This window comes from Pseudomonas lactis (genome assembly GCF_001439845.1).
Classification (GTDB): Bacteria; Pseudomonadota; Gammaproteobacteria; order Pseudomonadales; family Pseudomonadaceae; genus Aquipseudomonas; species Aquipseudomonas lactis.
The window spans coordinates 11,133-29,778 of record NZ_JYLO01000010.1 but is presented as its reverse complement, the minus strand read 5'-3'; the positions used below and the strand labels follow the sequence as shown (position 1 = coordinate 29,778).

Here is an 18,646-nt window from a genome sequence, read left to right as displayed (position 1 = left end):
AATGGCGCCGTTATGGCGCCATTATTCAGATGGCCATATAGCAGCAGCTTAATTTTATGGAGTCCCCAACCGCCCAGGCGAAGGGGAAGGCGTCCCTTACTGCCGCCCCATTTCTGGATAGAACTATTGAGTTCGAGCCTGCCGTAATCTGCCCGTTAACCAGAAAGTCAGTCGATACGGACGCATCGAAGCACTGTCCGGCCAGGAAGTCCTGAGTGGAGTTCTGCGTGCCTCCGATTGGAAGACTGAACAAATAGGGAGATGCCGAGTTCCCAAATGTCGTAGTCGACCCAACCGTTAGAGACATTTCAAACTTCACCAAGAAACCTTGGCGAGAATATTTACCGGTCAGCGATCCATTGCCAATTGCTGGCTGAGCTCCAGAGGCCTGGGACCAGGTTGGAGAAAACGTTTTGACCTGATCGCTGTATGAGTTAAATCGGCAGGTCGCGAAATCCTCGGTAATGCCCGCGCCAAACGTACAGGCTTCCGCCCGCAGGCCCTGCATGTTCAACAGAACTACCGGACCGCTGAACGCAACGCCGACCAATGACAGGTCAGACCCTGAGAGGGTAGTTGTATCAGCGATGGTCGCGACCCGACCATTCGAAAAGTGCATAAGTGCGCTTCCCGTCGCAACAGGGCCGACGGTCTTAATATTCCTGATGTAGAAGTTGCTCATGCTGCAGCCGTTACCAGCCCCTGGAGATGCAATATCGAGGAACCCGCCACTCAGCCAAATCCCATTAAACAACCTCGGATGCGGCCCTGTGTCACCAGCAAGCTTAATCGCGCCAACGGTGTCCTGATCAATTGTGTCACCTTCAAAGGCCACAACGTTGCAGCCACCACCTGCATCCACGGCAAATTCAAGGCTCGGGCCTTTTGACTGGACCGACCGAACACGGAAGATCGTCTGTGAAAACCCGGACGGGACATAAATTCCGCGGCCGGTGAAGTTCGTGCCGTTATTGTTTAGGGTCAGATCGCTTATTGCGCCCAGGCTGCCCATAGAAACCAAGTCGCCGTTGAACCCCTTTTTCAATCGAGCAGACCGCTGCCCACCCTGGCCAAGCCACTGCTGGCCCGTCGGCTGAACGATGGTCTCCGTAACCAAAAATTCTGATGCCTCATCAAACACGACCATGCCGTATGGGCCGGCTGCAGCAATTGCTGCCTTGACCGCCGCTGTATCGTTCGTGACACCGTTGCCCACGCCACCACGCGACTTAACAGTTATTCTGCGGTTGTAGTAGATCGCCGAGCCGACACTGTTTGGCGGGAAGATCTGCGCCGGATCGAACCCAATAAGCCCGGCGCCACCAGGCCCCGACATATCCTGAACGACGTGCGGCACACCGTCAGGCCCCAGGTAGAAAACGTTCGACGCCAGGTTGGGATTGCCAGTCATGCCTTCAACGACGGCGCCCACGTAGGTTTCAGCCCACAGCTTTGTGGCTGCGTCCTGGGCGTCTACAGGGTCCTTAACGGCGGTGATCCTGCGGTTCTCAGCGAAAAAATAGTCACGGCCATATGGTCGAGTTAGTGCCCGTTTAAAAATAGCGAAACCCTGCTGAATGAGCATCGTCAGCTTGTCGAAAACGTCTTCATGGGTTTCCGCCAGGAACTTCCCCTGATTGCGCAGGCTGGTCTGTTGGAAGGCATCCATTTCCCTGGAAACAATCAACTGCCCGGGGCCAGCGAGCGCCGACGTAGTGACGATGCTCCCGCCCTGCTCATTGCCTGCGCCGTTGACGGTGTAGTTCGTGCCGAGCGTGAGAACGGAACTGACACCGGCCGGATTCACATAGGTAACAACCAGATCCTCATTGGCCAGGAACTTGAAATAAAACGGGTAGTTGGTGGTTACCCCGTTGGTATCGAACTCTGCAACGCTGCCTATTGTGCTGACGGTCACGGGTGTGACTCCTTTCCTGGGGGCAAAAAAAATCCCGCTCAATGGCGGGATTCGGTGGGGTGCTTCGCTGTTATTTTTTCGGGGCGCCGTGTAACAGGGCCTTGATGAACTCGGCCGCGTCTTCGGGGGTTTCCTCGCCTACTGCGACGTTGTAGAGGTATGAGCCTTGGCGGGTTAATGGTTTGGTAGGCACGCCCAGCAGGTAGCCGCCGGCAGTAACGACCGACTTGGCCGCCGCGCCAGCTTCCTTTTCACCAGTAGCCAGCCCAGCAACTGCCGCACCTGCTTGCCGGCCGGCATTGATCGCTTGCCAGGCTGGAGACAGTGAGCCCGCGTGACCACTGAGGGCGGCCCCGAGGGTGTCGCGGATAACGGGGAAGCCGGACACGCCAAACCCAAGCGTACTTTTTGCCATCCAGGCGGCAGTGTTCTCATCTTCGTCGGGCCCCTTACCGGTGAGCAGATCGCCCACCACACCCTGGAAGAACGCCACGGCCAGCATGGCGGCGGCGGCGCTGGCCACCGTGCGCGAACCCTGCTTGGCCTCAAAGGCAAGGTCTCGATTCTGGTTGTAGTAGGCGCTGAACGGCGTGTAGAACATCGTCAGCAGGCGCATGGCGGCGCCCTGGTCCTTGCGCTGGATGGCTGCAATATCCATTGCCCCGGTGCCGCCCTGCGAAAGGCGTACAGCCTTGTCGCCATCGAGCGCCGCCGCCGCCGAGTCCTTGCCGGCCGCCAGCCCTTCGCGATAGCTGGCCATCCAGATAGCGCCGGAAATCCCACGGTCCAGGTAACCCAGCAGGTTGAAGGAGAACCGTACCAGGTCGTCACGCTTGCGGAAAAAGGCGTTCTTGCCGATGAGGTCGTCCATGCTGGAAGCCAGGCGACCATCCTCGGTATCCCAGCGAAGGCGCATTGCCGGAGATGCGTCGGTGATCATCCGATACGTTTCAACAGGTGATCGGATTCCATCGAGAAGGCTTTTGGCAAGAAGCTGGGGTTTCACGTACAGCAGCCCAGGAATCAACCCGCCCACCTGAGCAAGTAGTGTTGTACTGGAAAGGCCCAGGCCGACGATGGACGTATTCGTTCTGGCCGCGTCGAGGAACCGGTTGAAGTTGCCGGTTTCTGGCGGGTTTCGGTCATTGGCTATTGCCTTCAACCACGGCAGGAAAGAATCTGCGCCGCGCGGCCCCAGCTTGTCGATCAACACCGCCCTTATCTGCGGATCTTTGGTCAGCCGGTGGGCGTCCTGCAATGCTTCGCGGTGGGTCAGGTCGTGGACGTGCTGGGCGAGGCGTTGGGGAATGGCGCTCAGGTCCAACAATAACGGGCCGCTGGCTTTATCGTTACGCTGATTGGTGAACCCGTTCGACGGGAGCGCGCCCTCGAAACCCTCATTGAACAGCTCGCCGCCCACGGCAGCAGGCGGTGCACCTGCCCGCTTGCGGTCGTACATGATCGGGAAGTAGCCGCCGCGGTATTCACCAAACGCGGTGCTGACTGGCTTCGGTTCAATACGCGGCGGCGCCACGCCTGACAGGCGCTTGTACATCGCCGCGATGTCAGGCCAGAGATTGTCAAAGGAATCCCACACCGACTGCACCAGGTCCCAATCCTGTTTGTCCAGGCGCCCCAGCATGTCGGCCAGTGCCGCATCATTCAGCTTGTTGCCCTTGATCAGCTTGGTACGGTTCGACTCGTTACCGGTGTTGAGCGCGTGCATCAGGATTTCACGGCGGTTGAACGACTTCCCAGCGCTAGCTATATAGAAGCGGTCGGCCAGGCGCTTGGAATCCATCCCGGCGAAGCGCTCAACAATGGACCGAATGCCATTTTTGAATAGCGTGCGCTCGTTGGCCTGCGCCTCGGCGAGCGGATTCCAAACCAGCGCATGCCATGGGCCGCTGGTGTTCTTGCCGTCCAGGCGGTTGATCACGTTTTCCATGCGGGTCAACGAAGCGTCGAGGCCGGCCAGTGCCCCGAACGCTTTGTCGGCGGTTGTCTCGCTGCTTTCTGAGGTGGCCACCTTCCGCGCGTCGACGGGCACATTGTCGTTTAGCGCGCCGATCAGATCACTGCGGGCCTGTTCGTAGTCGCGCTTGTCCTTGCGGTTCAGCAGTTTGTTTTTCAGCCTGGCAAGGTGTTCGATGTTCACCACCGCATCCCGCACGCCGTTGAGTTCTTCGAACGTCAGGTCGCGATAGTTGACCCGGGCGCTTTGCTCTATCAGGTGCTGCGGCACGGTGACCACGTTGCCGGCCGCTTCCTGCTCGCTGACGAACTGAGCTAGGCTGCGACGACGCTCAATTTGCGTGCCGCTGACCTTGCGAAATTCGTACTGATCGAGCAGCCCCTCGATCTGCTCCAGGTAACTGGCGCCGGCCTTGCCGATACGCTCGCGCGTCGACGGTTTTTCGAAACGGCGCATGAAGGTGTAGATTTTTTCCTCTTCGGCGCGTGCTGCGGTCGCCTCCCGGTAAAGGTAGTGGTTCAGCAACTCCCGCTGCTTGGCCTCGGCGGCTTCTTGCCAGCGGTTTTTGGTCGCGAAGTTGAAGGCGTCTCGGTTGGCCTTGCGCTCTGCGTTCAGATACAGGTGCGGCTGAATATCACGCACCACCTTGTCGGCGATCACCTGTTGCGACACGGCGCGAATGTCTTTCAGGGACGGGATTGCGTCGTAGGCGTCGTTGCGAAGTGCCCGCGAGTTGCCATCCTGCGCACGCTGGACTTTCTCAACCTGGCGGCGCAGGCGGTCAATGGCGCGCAGCTCTTCGCGTAAAACCTCGGCGCGGTCGTCATTGTGCACCGCATCAATAGCGCGGTCAGCCAGCGAGCCATCGTTGAGCATGTCGCCGTACTCGGCGCGCATCCTGGCATCGGTCTCGGCCTGGATAAGCTCCTTGCGCCCACGGGCGCCCACCAAGGCCTGCACCATCTCATCGCCCGACGTGTACCCGAACTGCTCGGCCACGATATCGGGATGAATACCGTCATCACTGGTCATGCCGCGCAGGCGAGATACCACTGGCTTGCCGTAGCGCTCCACCAGCGGCCCACGCGACAGCTTCACCGGATCGCCCACAGTTCCATCCGTCTGCAGGCCTTTGCGCAGCAGATCCTGCACGCGGTAAACCGGCTGGGCGTCGACCTCTTTCGACACCGTGTCCTGCATCACGGCGCGCGCATCCTTCCACCACTTCTGCTGCTCGCGGGTGAGTTCATGCAGCGCTTCGGCCGTCAGCCGTTCCTCGGCGGCCTGGCCAGCCTTGTCAGCGCTGGCCCGGTACACATCGAACTCAGCCTGCGACATGCCGGCAGCTTTGGCGTCGGTGAACAGGGAGCGGAATGGAGCCTGGGCCACGGCGATCTCATCGTCGGTCGCCAGCAGTCGGTCGAACACGCGGCGCACATCATCATTGAGTTTCACATTCAGGCGGCTGGCATCGCGGTAGATCTGAGTCAGCCATGCCTTGAACCGGGAAAACGCTGATTGCAGCGCCGCGCTGGGCGCCTTGCCTTCACGCAGGTATGCCTCGAAGCCACGGGCAAACTGTTCGTGCTGGTCGACCTTTATCGCTGAACGGTCGCTGACGCCGAACCAGTCGAGGATGGTCTGGTAATCCTCCTTCACCTGGCCGGGCACATCTTCCCTGGCAGCCAGGTCGCCCATCACCTCAAGGTAAAAGTGCCCGGTTTCATGCAGGAACGTGGACAGGTTGGCCTTGTCGGTCAGTTTGATATTGAATTTTCTGTCGGCGCCAAACTGGATGAAGCCGCGCGCACCGTCTTCTGCTTGGTCGAACCGCACAGCATCACTGCCGAGCAGCGCCTTGCGCACTGCGGCGTTATCCATCGCGTTCAGGTCGAGCCCTGACTGGTCGACGGCGCGCTGCAATTCGTCCAGGGTTGCACGCGTGTTGAATTGTTCCTGATCGAGGTTGCCAGGAGCGGACTGGCGTTGCCCGCGCGACTCTTTGTCGAGCGAAGCCAGTAGCATGTCAGGGGTCGCGGTCGGAACGTTGCCAAAGTAGCCGGCCTCGGCCGCCTGGGCAGCCATATCGTCAAGACTGCGCCCGCCTTTCCTTGCGATACGGTTGACACCACGCCGACCCACGTCGATATCACGGGCGGCCAGCTCGCCGCCTTCATCATTGATGCCGCCGCGCTCGCGAATGAAGTCCATCAGCGATGGGCCGTTGACCGTGGCGTCGTCGGGAATGTCACCGGCGCGCAGGCGATCCAGCAGCAAATCCAGCTGGTCCGCGCCTGCCGGGCTGCGTAGAACCTCGGGAATGTCCCGGCCAACACGGAGCTGGTACTGGTTGAACAGGTCGTAAGGGTCAATACCGGAGCGCTCGCCGAGGGACCGGAAGGCCGATTGATACAGCGACGCCTCGCGGTCGGCCGTCTGCGCCTCGCGGCCAATGCCCAGCAACTGCCCGCGCACGTCCTCAAATACCCGGCGGTCTGAGGCTGCAACGGTGTCCTGTTCAACGCGGTCGCGCAGGCGGTCCAGCTCTTCCGGCACACGCTGCTGGAATTCGGCCAGCTCACGCAAGGTCATCGCGTCAGGGGTAGCGCGCATATCCTGTTCCAGCCCGCGGTGGTGACCATCCTTTGCGATAACAGATGCCCATTTTTCCAGCGGGATCGAGATGTCACCGCCCAGGGTCAAGGCCTCACCAAGGGTGTTAGCGTTGCCGGTGGCCGCCGTGGCGAACTGCTCAGGGTCAAGGTTGTTTTCCTGAAAGTAGCGCTGGAACTGTTCAGCCGGGACCAGGATGTTTTCGACGTTCCCGCCAGCCTGCTCCTTCAAGCGCGCAATCAAAGCCTCGGCGCGTTGTGGCGAGCGCTGGAACATCTTGGAGCTTTTCGCCATATCACCCAGGCGCTGGACTGCGGCCAGGTCTTGCTCGATCTGCCAGTACCGCCGGCCAGAGCTGACGCCGGCAATCGCCACGTCAACCGGTGCGGTCGCCAGACCCAGGGCGGCATTCAGGAACATCTCTCCCCCGCTCGCCTCTTCGCCCACGGCGGCGGCGCCTGCTGCTGCACCACCTGCACCACCGGCCGCCTGTGCCGCACCTTCGGCGGCGACATTGCCCAGCTTCCCGCCAATGCCGCGCCCAGCAAATGGGATGGGTAGCATCCCGCCCAGTGCGTTTACAGAGGCTTCGGCCAACGTGCGCTTGAGGCTGTAGGCGTAGGACTGGTCGATATCACCGGTTTTCTTGAAGCCCTCAGCCAGGTTCTCACCGGCACCACCAGCAACGCCGGCGCCGAAGTTCACGCCGCCCACCACAATGGCTTTCTCTGCGGCGCGCTGGGCGAAGGTGCTGGCCAACCGGCTGACAGCAAAGTTCTTCACCGGTTGCGCTGCAAGCCCACCTAACCCACCGCCGGCCACCAGGCTTGGCAATGCCTCAGTCAGCGCGCTACCAATGAGTCCTGGGTTGCGCAGTGCGTAAACGCCGGTGTCCGCCGCCGCACTACCAAAGCCAGCACCACCAGAACGCGCCTGATCAAACACCTGGCCAGCGAAGGCAATGCGCTGGTCCCGAGGCATAGCCATGTAGCCCTCAACAGCGCTGACGACGTTGTTGTCAGTCTGTCCGGTGTAGTTCGGCTCATCCGTACCGTTGCGATCGAGGGCACTTTGCGGGGCCAGCATGTTGACGAAGAAGCCGCCGACCGAGGAAAGCGACCGGTCAAGCAGGTTGGCCCCGGCCTCACCGATCAATCCAAGCTGGCCGACGCCACGGGAAAGCGCATCCAAGGTGCCGGTGGAGTGCTGCTGACCCGACTCTTTCACGAAGCTATCGAAAGCCCCCTCAACGTTCGACAGACCGTCGATATCGTCGTGGGCCACGCCCGCGTTATTCGGGTCGGTCAAAAACTGGTTGGTAACCGGCGCCCGACTCAACAGCGCGTCATAGTCCACGGCGTCGAGCTTCGCCTTGCGCTCAATCTCCGGCCGGTTGCGCGAGACCATTTCCGGCGCCAGCCCGGTCAGTTCTGCCAGGCGCTGGATGTTCGCCTGCTCGTCGGGGTTGGTGTCCGCAACATAGCTTAAGGTGTTGCGCGGGTTAGGTAGGTCGCGCTGGCGCTGAATCACTGCGTCGTATTTGTTGGGTTCAGCGGCGGCCTGCTCACCGGTGCTGGTGAGAATTTCGTCGTAGCGATTCATTGATTGGCCTCATTGAACAGTTTCAAGATGTCGGCGTCATTGGGCACGCGGCCATGGCGCTTGAGCGCTTCGACGATCTGCTGGTGTTCGTCTGCTGGAATTTGCTTGATGTCCCGGACAATCACCTGATCGCCGGGCTCACGTTCGAAGGCTCGCTTCTTGGACGAGAACATCCCCAGGAAGCCGGAGCCCGGCACATCCCCCTGGATGAATGCCCGGTCTACGACCTTCTGCACCTGGTCGGGAGTGGCCTTCTTGCCTTGGTCCTGCTCCAGGGCGCGGATCTGCGTGTCGACGTATCGGCGTGCAGCGGCCACAGACTTGGCGTCGCGCTTGCCTGCTTTGGCGCTCGGATCGATACCGGACACACGGAGCGCTTCCTTGAATATTTCGTCGTTGGAACCGATCGATGCCGTGGATTCGGCGCCCTTCTCGCGCCGATCCTGCTGAAGCTTCGTCAATTCCTGAAAGTCGGTGTCGGAAAGCTTGGCGCGCATCCCCAATAGATTCAGCTCGTTACCGCTGACAATCTCGTCGCGGGCGCGGTAATAGACTTCCTGGTCTGTTGGGCGGCCTGGCTTGTAATCCATAATCTGTTTGCGGCCTTCGGCGGGCAGCGCGGCCCAGGTGGCGGCCGGAATCGTGTCCCAGCTATTACCCTGCAACACCACATCCCATGCGGACTCCAGGTTCTGCGCATCCTGTTGCTTGCGCTGCTCGGCTTGCCAGTCGATGCGCTGCTTTGCGGCTGTCAGCGCAATAGACTTCTGGTCGGCTGTCAGATCGTCACGCGCATCAATGGCTTGCGCCACCTGGCCGAAGCTGGGTTCATGAGCCTGCAATGCTTTGCCCAGCACCTTTTCGGTGTATTCGCGGGTCTCTTTGAACGGGATCTTGTCCAGGAACTCGGCCTGGCTGATTTCGCCTGTACGCGGGTCGCCAAGCTTGAGCTTGCTTGCGTTCTTGCCGGTGGTGTTGGTGCCATTGATCCAGTCGTTAACCATGCCTGGGCCAGCGTTGTAGGCAGCCACGGCCAGCGCCGGCGACTTGAAATCGTTGGTCAGCTTCTGGAAATAGGCTTGGCCGAGCTGACGGTTGTAGTCCGGATCATTGCGAAAGCGGTTTTCATCCCATTCAACACCGGCAAGCTTTGCCGCTTCTGGTCCGGTGCTGGGCATGATCTGAGCAGTACCAATGGCTCCACGGCTGGACGTCATCGGCTGGCCGTTGCGGTCGAACTGCTTGCCGCCGCTTTCAGCCTGCAGGATTGAGGCGAACACCCGGTTGTCCTGGCTGCTGACATCCTGCACGGCCTGGCTGCCCACGCTGACGCCAACCTGGCGATCAATAAGCGGCTTGAGCATTGAGGCCGCCCGGAGCTGTGCGTCGGCGGTCATGCTGATAGCGTTATCCATGAAGTATTGCTTTGCCTTCATCGGGTCACGCGCAGCCAGTTGTTCAATCACTGCGGCATTCAAACGGGTATTCGATTCAAGCCGCTTCTGTTCGGCTAATTCCGGCGGAAGCCCTTTGCGTTGCGCCTCGTATCGCTCTACCAGGTTCAGCTTGGACTGGTTATAGGCAAGCTGCTCAGGGTTGTCGGCGTACAGTGCTGCGCCTTGAATGGCGCTTTGGCGTTGCCCCTCAGCCATATCGTCGTGATGTTTCTCCCGTTGGGCGAACTCGTATTTGTTCAGTTCGTTAGACAGTGAGTTACGGCGGCTGGCGACAATCTGTGCATACCGCGCTTTCTGCTGCTCACTGGTCAGCGTCTCGGCAATCTTGGCCTGGGCCTCTTCGAACTGGCCCAGCGTCTGGTTGGTGATATCGAGCGCAGCGCCACCCTTGCGCGTGTATACGCCGCCTTCCGGGTTGAACATGGTGTTCTGCTGCCACTCGGTCAGCTTGCGGTCAGCATCCATGATCGAGGCGGTATCGGCCTGCTCCCTGGACTTGTTGGCCAGGATTTCCGCGCCACGCTGAAAACTCTGCAAGCCCTGGGCAATCGAGGTGGTATCAGGTGCAACGCCCTGCAACTGTATGGGCCGGGTGGGCTGCTGCTGGACCTGCGCCGTGTCGTATGTCGGTACCCGTGGCATTAGCGAGCCCCCGCGAACGAACCGAATGCACCACCGATGCCGCCGAGGATTGAGCCCATGGCGGCGGTCTTGCCGTTCTGCACGGTCTGGTTGGCATTGAGCAAGTCTTGCTTGGCCTGCACGCGGTAGCCGTATGCTTCGCGGGCGGCGTTGTTCTGGATCGTCAGCGCGTCCAGCTCGCCGAGCATGGCGGTGTCGTCCTGCAACTGGGCCGAACTGCCGCTGTTCACGTCGATCCCGTTGGCGGCCTGCACGCTGCGCTGGGTGCCGACTGCCTGCCCGGTGCGCACGCGCTGCCAGTCCGCCGAGGTGTTGCCGGCGTTGATCGTTTCGTCAGCGGTTTGTCGCTTGAACGCGGCGTTCTGCTCCATCATTCCAGACTGGAACTGTGCGTTTTGCTTCTGGCCCTGGGCCTGCATCATGCTGCCGGCCAAGCCAATGGCGACGGGTATCAATGCCATCCAGCACATGGTTATTCCTCTCGGTTCAGGGTGAAGGGATAGAACGGCAGGCGCTTAGGCCCATACGGGACGGCCTCGCCAAAGTCGAAGCCCAGCCATTTCAGCCAGCGAATGGTCGAGGTGTTGCGGGCGTCGACGTAGTTAATGAGGTGGCGGTGCCGAGTAAGCATCCCTTGCACCTCTGGCTTGCAGACCTTGAGGAACGCGCGGGCATGGTGCTCGACGTGGGTGGTACTGATCAGCCAGGGCACGCCAACCGACCCCAGAACGCTGTGCACTGCGTCACCGAACACCGCGACAATGTGCCCGTCCACCACGATCTTGCTGGCGTTCAGGCTGTCGTTGATGCCTTCCAGTAGTTCCCGCTCGAGCGAGACACCCAGGCCCTCGACAATCTCGTCGATGTCGGCCTGGCGCACGTCACGCAGGATCGCCGGGATATCCTCTGGCTCAATGGGCAAAACGTCAGCGACCGCCAATGGTCACCTCCGGGATCACCGCCAGCACGGTCAGCGGCAGCGGGTCGGACTGTCGAATGAATACGCGCCCCTTGCCTTGCCAGTTGTTTGAAATCGGGATATCGGCTTGCCCCGTCAACAACTCGATAGGCGACTCGTAGTCGTCCCGGTCGGTCTTGTGTTCGTACAGGCTGTTTTTATCCTTGCCAGCAAAGATGCCCCGTGATTCCTCGACACGTACGGTCAGGCCAGTGACAGAGATCTTCTTGTCTAGCACCGTCTCGTTGGCGTTTTTCAACTCAAGGTCGAGGGTTTCCATGTCGGATATGTATTGGAGGCCTACGTGGGCGATGCCTGCGGCTTCCTGCAACGCAACAGAACCGCCCGTAACCACGCGCTGGGGGTGCACACTACCGTCAGCCAGGATTGAAACAGTCTTTCCTTCCAGGTGGCCCAGGCCGGACAACGTTTTAACCTGGCGGGCCCAGGCAGATACGGCCACACCGCGCAGCGATACCGGGCAGATGATCAGCAGCTTGACCGTTACCACGCTGGTGCTGGTGTAACCGACCACCTCAACCCGCACAATTTTTGTAGCAGGGTCGCCGTTCTCGTCGATCACTTGGCGCTTCAATGAATAATCAGCGCCCACGCTCCCCGCGGTGAATGGGGTGTGGCCCACCGCCGTCATGGTGATGACTTCGGGAAACTGCCAGGTTGTGCCGCCGGATAACGTGAAAGTCTTGGCGGCGTCGGTATTGCGCCCGTCATAGGTCAGGCCGCAATCAACAAAGAAAGCGTCCTCAATGCTGGATATCTGCCGGCTTTCCATGCGCTCTATGTAACGCTTCTGCACGCCGCCGATGGTGCGGCGCACAACCATGTACAGAACATCCTCCTGGCCTTCTGGAATGCAGGCGATTGACTCGACGAAACCGTCAGTGTCGTGCCAATGCCAGCCCACCAGCTGCTGTTCGGGAACGTAGGTCAGGCCCAGTAGCACGCCGTCATCTCGCACGTACCAAACAATCGAGTCGGGCACCTTCTGGTAGGCGACGTTCGTCAATTCCTTGCCCTTGAACAGATGCGCGCTGAATAGCGTCAGGTCATCTGCAGCAAACCCGTCGGCATTCAGGGAGTAGCCGAACGAGGAAACCCGATTGCCACGGGCCTGGACGTACACGGCGCTATTGCCCACCACCACCGGCGGGACAATGGCTGTGCCGTCGTAGCCCTCTGGAACGGCCTGCACGGTCTTTGCAGACAAACCCGTGTCGCCGCCCGAGATAGTGAACTCCGCGCCTGTGGTGAGCGCCAGAAGCTTGCGCAGCCCCAAGAGGTGGCGAACCCGGTTCACCTTGTTACTGCTCAAAGTGAAGGTGATCGCATCATCATCCTTGTTCGGGACGGAATAACCGAAGTTCTTGAACAGGCCGGTCTTGCTCGTCCACACGGTCTGTGGCTGCAAATTGCTACCGGCAAATATCAGGCGCTGCTGGTAATACACCACGGCGCCCGGGAAGTTACCGGCGCCAACAAATGGGTCGTTGCCGTTCGGTGGCGTGTCGGTCTTGACGGCCGTGATGTTCTGGTCCGTGAAGGTGGTGCCGGTGGCGCGCCCGATGAACCCGTATATCCCCGCGCCGGCGTTGTCCTTGTAGATGATGTAGTACGTAGCGCCCGTGACGGCGGGCCAGGTGATAGTTGCCGAACCAACATCTGTATGGGTCGTGACCGGGTTGGAGGTCGCTGGCAGGGACTCATCCAGGGTGTTGCCGTCATCCAGCACGGCGGTGACCTGGTAGCGCCAGGTTTGCGCCGTGCCAGTGCCGCCACCACTTACCGCCGTGGCAGATGCTGGAGCGGCGATGCGCGGGGCCAGGTTGATTTCGGCGGTGGTCCAGTTGTCATGTGCCAGCCGGTTCAGCTCACGCGGCTTGTACCCTGGCTGCGCGAACGTCATCACGTCGGCGGACTGGGTGTAATTCAGGGATGCCAGGTCATATTGCGTGTACGGCATGGCCAGCTCGAAGGGCGTACCGATGCTGGGGCCGGCGCTGTACAGCACCTGGCCACCGTCCTTGATAACCCGCATGTTCAAGTCGCCAAACGCCAGAATGTAGGTCTGCACATCGTTGAACTGGAACGGGACCAGGCGGCAAAGCTTGGTTGAATCCTTGACCTCGGCCACAAGGCGCGTGCCAGCACGGTTACGCACGCCACCGTAAGGCATGACCATGAAGTTACGGCACAGCTTGAGCCCCGTGTAGTAGCGGGCAATGTCAGTGCGAGCGCTGGCAGATGGCGACAGTTCACCTGCCGCGAAGGTCGGTTGAAGTATTCCGCTCATGAACGCACCCTGATGAATTCAGCCTCAGGATCAGGATCATCCTGGGACTCTTGAAAGGCTGCCCCCTTGGCAATCGACAGGGCCAGGTTGTACTGCTGGGTGGCGAATTGCTGCAGGTCTGATTTCGAACTCAGCGGCAACGCCAGATCCATGGCCAAGCGCCAGGCCAGAACGTCGGCAAAGGCCGGATCAAAGAACGTGGAGTCCTCGACTTTGAAAGTGAAGCGGCACGCAGCGTCAATCTGGTCGGTATGGATCACCCGGCCGCCAGAGTCATAACCGATCTTGTACGGAATACGCTGATCACTGGTCATGGTCATGCGCTGGCCAGGCACAACGATGTTGCGCACCTTGAGGCAGTCGGCCGGGTAGCGATACCGGAACGCCCAGCCAGGCGCAGGGCTGCCAAGGCTCGCCAAGGCAACGATTGATTCCGCGAATGGCCAGGGGAAGGCCTGCAACACCAGCTCACGAAGCGGGCCGTAGAACACCCGGCACAGCTCGGCCGCTTTGCTCTTTTCCGTAAACGACACAATCGGCTGGGTGTACGCAACCCGCGACAGGGCGATGTTGCAAATCTCTACGTCGCTGGACATTCGGGAACCTCAGAAATGAGAAAGGGCCCGTGAGGGCCCTTAGGGTTACTGCTGTGGATCAGGCGATTTCGCCGCCATCGTTGAGGCGTTGCGCCTCGGTTTCGGCTTCTTCCTTGGTGCCGATGAACGCGCCCACCATTTGGCCGGCGGCGTCCTTGACCACAAATTTGCCGGCGGCACTGCGGGCTGCAACGTAGCCGGTGAAGGTCTCGGTGCCATGCTCCGGCAACTCGCCACCCTCAACCATCCATGAACCGAGGTGCTTCTTGCTTTGGATGGTAAAGGTCTCACCAACCTCTTTGATGCAGCCGCCGTAATAGCCGCGCTCTTTCGCTGTAACTTCCATGACGCCCCCTTACAGAATCGAGAAGCCGCTGGCGTACTTGGTGTTGTCCTGTACGTCTTTGACCAAGCCAGCCCAGAAGCGGCCAGCGGTGAGTGGACCGGTACCGATCACGTAGTTCACGCGCAGGTAGCGACGAACGCCACGCGGAACGGCGACCTGTACCGGGCGGGTGCCAGCGGTCAGGCTGGACAATGCCAGCGAACCGGAATCGAACAGCGTCACCCAAGTGGCATTGTCGTCGCTGGTCTGCAACTGGATGTTGGTGGTGGCGGCGCCGGCGGCGGCGGCGGCAATCAAGGTTGCTACCACCAGATAGATCGGCTCGCCGGCGCCGATATCGCGGCGGGTGTTGCCGTGGGTCAGCGGGCCCAGGTCAAGTACATCAGTCGATGCCGCCGAGGCGGTAACGTCCTGAGCGGCGCTGAACGTGTTGAGTTTGTCGGTGATCATGTTTCGGTCTCCAATGAGCCAGGGGACCAGCAGTCTTAGACTACTGGCGCCTCGGTGTTGAGAAGGGCATCGACGGTGCGGAAAGGCACGCCGCGCAGGCTGGTGATGAACTCACCGTCGTATTCGCTGATCTTGAGCTGAACGTTTTTCTTGTTCATCGCCTGAATATCCAGACACTCGGCGATGGTGCGGTTCATGTAAAACGCAGCACGGCCCATTTTCAGGTTCGGGATGCGGTGAACTGCGCGGATCATGGCTTCGATGATCTTCACGCTGGTGCCGTCGGTATCGGCCACCAGGTCAGATGTATCGATGTTGCAAATGCGCACCGCATAGCGCCAGTCACGCAAGGCGATACCCGGAACCCACTTGTAGTGGTCACGGTAAGCGCGGAATTTCTTGCCTTCCCCGTCGTCCACAAGCTCAATGCCCATGTCGTTGTGTTCGATACCGGCTTTCGAACCCTTGGGGTAGATACCGTGAACACACTGGTCACCCCAAACAATCAACCAGATTGAGGTGTTGTCGGAGCCAGCGCCGCCCATCTTGATGATGTTTTGGCCGTTCTTTGCGGTGCTGTCGCTGTAACGCGGTGCCATGCCGAGGAACTGGGCGGGGGCGAGCGCGTCGTTGTTGTAGAACAGGCCAGTAGCCATGTCCTGGTTCATGCCCTCGATGAAAGCGGAGTTCTCCGAGAGGCGAAACACGGCGGTGTTACCGTTCAGCTCAGCTAGCGCAACGTCTACCACCCCGAGGTTTTCCAGCATCGCGCAAGTTTCATCAATCTGCGCTGTGGTGGATTTACCGGTAGCGATACCGCCGTTTAGCGCCCGCCAGGTGCCCTTAGGCAAGCCGGTACGTGCGGTGGTGCGGTGGCCGGTGGGCAGATTGCCCTCAAGCCAAAGCATGTCGGTCAAAATTTCGTTGGTTTGGTCCAGCATCTCAACGATGCGGGCCTGTTTGTTGTCCGGGTCTTGACGCTTGGCCCAGTCCGCCAGGGTGATGGCAGTGTTCGCGATAACGCCCATTTGTTGGTACTCCGTGGTTTAGGAATTGCTGCCGTAGAAAACGTCTTCGTTCGACTTGCGGCCTGTGGATGACTGGCTGCCAGGCAAGACAAACTTGTCTTCCGAGATAGCCGAGCTGATGCGGTGGCAGAACTTGAACAGCGCCGGGTGGTTGCCCAATCCGGAGGTATTCAGCAACTCGGTTAATGCCGGGTCACCGAAGGACTGAATGACCTTGATCGCGCTTTCGACGTTCTTGTCGTAGTTCGCACCGCCAATTTCAGGGTCGTTCTTGATGGATGCCGCCCAGTCCTGGGCCTGCTTGGTCACGGCGGCCTGGTATGCCTCGGCCTGCTTGGTAGCCAATTGGGTCTGGAAGTCGATTAACTGCTGCGCCTTTGCTTGCGGAATGTTCAGTTCCTTGGCCAGGCCCTTGAACTCGCCCAGGACATCAGCGTCCATTTCCATGCCTTCGGGCAGAGTGAAGTCCTCATAGGCTTCCGGCGCGCCGGTGAGCTTGGCGTCGGCTTCTGTCTTGTCCTTTGCCGCGTCAGCTTCTTGCTGGGTTTGCTCCGGGGTCTTGGCATCGGCCACTGGTGGCGCGTCAGTTGCGGCCGGCGTCAATACCGACCCTTCGGCGGCTGGTGCTGGAGCATCAGCCGCAGGAGCCGGCGAATCAGCACCACCGCCCTGGCCCCCATCGGCTGGAACCTCATTCATCAGCACGCGGCCCAGCAGTTTCATCATCAAAGCGTTCATTCATCAGTCTCCTGATCGTTCGAAGGTTCGGTTGGCTTGGGCGCGTTCTCGGCTGCCATAACCCCGTATTGCTCAGGGCACAGCCTGTTGATGCGCCCCAAAAGAAGAAGGCCAGCATTGCGCTGGCCTTCGTTGAATTCTGTCTGTCCGGGCAGATGGTTGAACGATGTTCGAAACAACCCGTAATCTCCGAGTGTTGCCCACATGAAGCGGCGCCCGCGGGGATCAGCCATCAGCCAGCGAAAGTCGGCTTCGCGCTGCTCGATAGCTACCTGCTTTTCCAAGTCCTGGCGGGATTGCTGCTCATCGCCAACCATCACATCATCCCCGTGATTTGAGTCAGGGCGTTGTTGCCGCCGGTGTCGGCCTGGCTCAGCACCTTGACGCCTTCGATGGCGCTGCCCAGTTGCTGTTGCATTTCTGCCTGCTGCTGGGCTTGGGCACGCTGCTCGCGGATGGCCTGCACAGCGTCGTCGGAGCGAATGAGCGCGGGTGGCACGGCGGTGACCTTGAAGTACTCGCGCAATGCGTTGTCGGTATCCAGCAGGTCCAGGGACGATGGGTCTTGCTTGATGTTGGCCACGGTGCCCGCGAACCCGATAGCGCGTTCAATGGCCGAGCCTTCGACGGCGCGCTGGGCCTGGGCCAGGATGCTGGTGTACTCAATGCGCAGATCAAGGCCGCCCATTTCCTTGGGTGGTGGTGGCAACAGAGGGTTACCCGGAAGCAAGCCCATCCAGCGCGGAATGGACTGCTCAACCATCAGGTGGAACACCTGGTCAACGCATGGGTCCAGCAGGTCATCGTTCTGGCGCTCCAGCACAGGGCCGAGCATCAGCATTTTCTCTTCTTTGCGGGTGGCGATTTCGTAGGCTGTGCGCTCACCGTCCAACTGGCTGATCATCAGGAACAGGTCAACGAAGAATGCCGTGTCTGCAATCTGCTCTTCTGCGGCAATCTCCCCGCGCAACTGGCCCAGCCAGGCCGGGTTCACGTCCCACAACGGCGCGAACTTGGCGCCCTGCTGCATGTCGTCCAGATAGGTGATGCTGCCCGGCAGGATTGAGGCTTTCTGCACTTGCAGGCTGGCCGGCGCACCCATCGGCGGGCGCACACCCTTCTCCACCAGCTCAGCCTTGCGGCGCTCCATCAGTTGCAGCGCTCGTGTGGAGCCAATGCACTGCGAGCCCGGACCGGTGCCATACACATCCTCGCCCAGCACATCCCAGCGCGGCGCCATCACCGGGAACTCTTGGAACCCCGACTGGCGCAACAGCTTGTCGTTATCGCCGCCCTTCTCCCAGTACGCGGACTGGTAGGCCATGTTCGTGTTGTCCTTGCGGCCATGCTCGCGGCTCTCGTTGGGCTGGGTGGCGTGGCAGACCTCAATCCAGGCTTCGGAGTTGGTGCTAAGCAGTTGCTGCGTGGTGCCGCTCAACGCCGATTTGCCGAATTGCTGTTCCATCTGGCGGGCGGTCATCTTGAATTCGCGGTAGAGCGTGTCGACCTGCTGACGGTCGCTGTTGGCGATCATGTAGCTGCCCACGGTGAACGGGTAGAAGCGCACGGTATCGCGCTCGTCTGGCAGTGCGGCCATGGCGGCAGTGCCAAATACACCTTCCTCACCGTAGATGGTGGGCAGGACGTTATAGAGGTTGGAACGCGCCATAACTTCGCGCATGGCCTTCTCTACCGCGTACAGCCATTCCTTGACTGGTCCGTACTGCATCAGGCCAGGATCAGGCGTGCCGAGCTTGAACCATGGGGATGCGGGGCTGGTCATGCCGCTGTGCATACCAGCTGCCAGGGTGCGGGCGGCGAAGGTGGCACGCGGGTTGATGATCTTCTTGTCGCGGCGCTGCCCCTTGTTCACGTCAGAGGTGTTGAACCGGCCAGCCCTGGGCAGAATGTAATCACTCAGGTCGCGCCACTCGGGCAGCCAGTTGCTATCGCGCTCGGACTTGAGGCGCGTCAGCCGCTTGTCCAGCTGTGAACGCAGGGAGTCGGCCAAC

At 60.4% G+C, this 18,646-nt stretch carries 13 protein-coding genes; all 13 read right to left on the bottom strand.

Annotated features, from left to right (window positions below):
* Positions 1-25: 25 nt before the first annotated feature.
* Positions 26-1,918 carry a hypothetical protein gene (locus TX24_RS18060; RefSeq protein ID WP_057710816.1) on the bottom strand — a complete coding sequence of 631 codons (1,893 nt, stop codon included), beginning with the start codon at positions 1,916-1,918 and terminating at the stop codon, positions 26-28.
* Between the two features lie 70 nt (positions 1,919-1,988).
* Positions 1,989-8,108, bottom strand: a complete 6,120-nt coding sequence (locus TX24_RS18055) for a hypothetical protein (protein ID WP_057710815.1) — start codon at positions 8,106-8,108, stop codon at positions 1,989-1,991.
* A complete protein-coding gene (locus TX24_RS18050; RefSeq protein ID WP_057710814.1) occupies positions 8,105-10,207 on the bottom strand; it encodes a transglycosylase SLT domain-containing protein in 2,103 nt (700 codons plus the stop codon). The genes TX24_RS18055 and TX24_RS18050 overlap by 4 nt, the downstream gene beginning before the upstream one ends.
* On the bottom strand, positions 10,207-10,668 hold the full coding sequence (locus TX24_RS18045) for a hypothetical protein (protein ID WP_143192531.1): 462 nt from the start codon (positions 10,666-10,668) through the stop codon (positions 10,207-10,209). The genes TX24_RS18050 and TX24_RS18045 overlap by 1 nt, the downstream gene beginning before the upstream one ends.
* 11 nt (positions 10,669-10,679) lie before the next feature.
* Positions 10,680-11,147, bottom strand: coding sequence for a phage protein Gp13 family protein (locus TX24_RS18040; RefSeq protein ID WP_057710812.1), 468 nt, complete (start codon positions 11,145-11,147; stop codon positions 10,680-10,682).
* On the bottom strand, positions 11,134-13,476 hold the full coding sequence (locus TX24_RS18035; protein WP_057710811.1) for a phage tail protein: 2,343 nt from the start codon (positions 13,474-13,476) through the stop codon (positions 11,134-11,136). The genes TX24_RS18040 and TX24_RS18035 overlap by 14 nt, the downstream gene beginning before the upstream one ends.
* On the bottom strand, positions 13,473-14,072 hold the full coding sequence (locus TX24_RS18030; RefSeq protein WP_057710810.1) for a phage connector family protein: 600 nt from the start codon (positions 14,070-14,072) through the stop codon (positions 13,473-13,475). Before TX24_RS18030 ends, TX24_RS18035 begins: the two co-directional genes overlap by 4 nt.
* 58 nt (positions 14,073-14,130) lie before the next feature.
* A complete protein-coding gene (locus tag TX24_RS18025; RefSeq protein WP_057710809.1) occupies positions 14,131-14,418 on the bottom strand; it encodes a hypothetical protein in 288 nt (95 codons plus the stop codon).
* A 9-nt stretch (positions 14,419-14,427) separates the two neighbouring features.
* Positions 14,428-14,868, bottom strand: a complete 441-nt coding sequence (locus TX24_RS18020) for a Bbp16 family capsid cement protein (protein WP_057710808.1) — start codon at positions 14,866-14,868, stop codon at positions 14,428-14,430.
* A 35-nt stretch (positions 14,869-14,903) separates the two neighbouring features.
* A complete protein-coding gene (locus TX24_RS18015; RefSeq protein ID WP_057710807.1) occupies positions 14,904-15,896 on the bottom strand; it encodes a major capsid protein in 993 nt (330 codons plus the stop codon).
* 18 nt (positions 15,897-15,914) lie between these two features.
* Positions 15,915-16,634 (bottom strand): hypothetical protein, encoded by a 720-nt coding sequence (locus tag TX24_RS18010; protein ID WP_057710806.1) that lies wholly within the window; start codon positions 16,632-16,634, stop codon positions 15,915-15,917.
* Positions 16,631-16,951 (bottom strand): Bbp19 family protein, encoded by a 321-nt coding sequence (locus TX24_RS18005; RefSeq protein WP_057710805.1) that lies wholly within the window; start codon positions 16,949-16,951, stop codon positions 16,631-16,633. Before TX24_RS18005 ends, TX24_RS18010 begins: the two co-directional genes overlap by 4 nt.
* Positions 16,951-18,645 carry a portal protein gene (locus tag TX24_RS18000; protein WP_057710804.1) on the bottom strand — a complete coding sequence of 565 codons (1,695 nt, stop codon included), beginning with the start codon at positions 18,643-18,645 and terminating at the stop codon, positions 16,951-16,953. The genes TX24_RS18005 and TX24_RS18000 overlap by 1 nt, the downstream gene beginning before the upstream one ends.
* Between the last annotated feature and the right edge of the window lies 1 nt (position 18,646).

Coding starts and splice junctions, on each gene's coding strand:
- TX24_RS18005 (WP_057710805.1), bottom strand. CDS start 16,951: ATGGTTGGCGATGAGCAGCAATCCCGCCAGGACTTGGAAAAGCAGGTA.
- TX24_RS18010 (WP_057710806.1), bottom strand. CDS start 16,634: ATGAACGCTTTGATGATGAAACTGCTGGGCCGCGTGCTGATGAATGAG.
- TX24_RS18025 (WP_057710809.1), bottom strand. CDS start 14,418: ATGGAAGTTACAGCGAAAGAGCGCGGCTATTACGGCGGCTGCATCAAA.
- TX24_RS18015 (WP_057710807.1), bottom strand. CDS start 15,896: ATGGGCGTTATCGCGAACACTGCCATCACCCTGGCGGACTGGGCCAAG.
- TX24_RS18020 (WP_057710808.1), bottom strand. CDS start 14,868: ATGATCACCGACAAACTCAACACGTTCAGCGCCGCTCAGGACGTTACC.
- TX24_RS18045 (WP_143192531.1), bottom strand. CDS start 10,668: ATGGCATTGATACCCGTCGCCATTGGCTTGGCCGGCAGCATGATGCAG.
- TX24_RS18030 (WP_057710810.1), bottom strand. CDS start 14,072: ATGTCCAGCGACGTAGAGATTTGCAACATCGCCCTGTCGCGGGTTGCG.
- TX24_RS18050 (WP_057710814.1), bottom strand. CDS start 10,207: ATGCCACGGGTACCGACATACGACACGGCGCAGGTCCAGCAGCAGCCC.
- TX24_RS18035 (WP_057710811.1), bottom strand. CDS start 13,476: ATGAGCGGAATACTTCAACCGACCTTCGCGGCAGGTGAACTGTCGCCA.
- TX24_RS18055 (WP_057710815.1), bottom strand. CDS start 8,108: ATGAATCGCTACGACGAAATTCTCACCAGCACCGGTGAGCAGGCCGCC.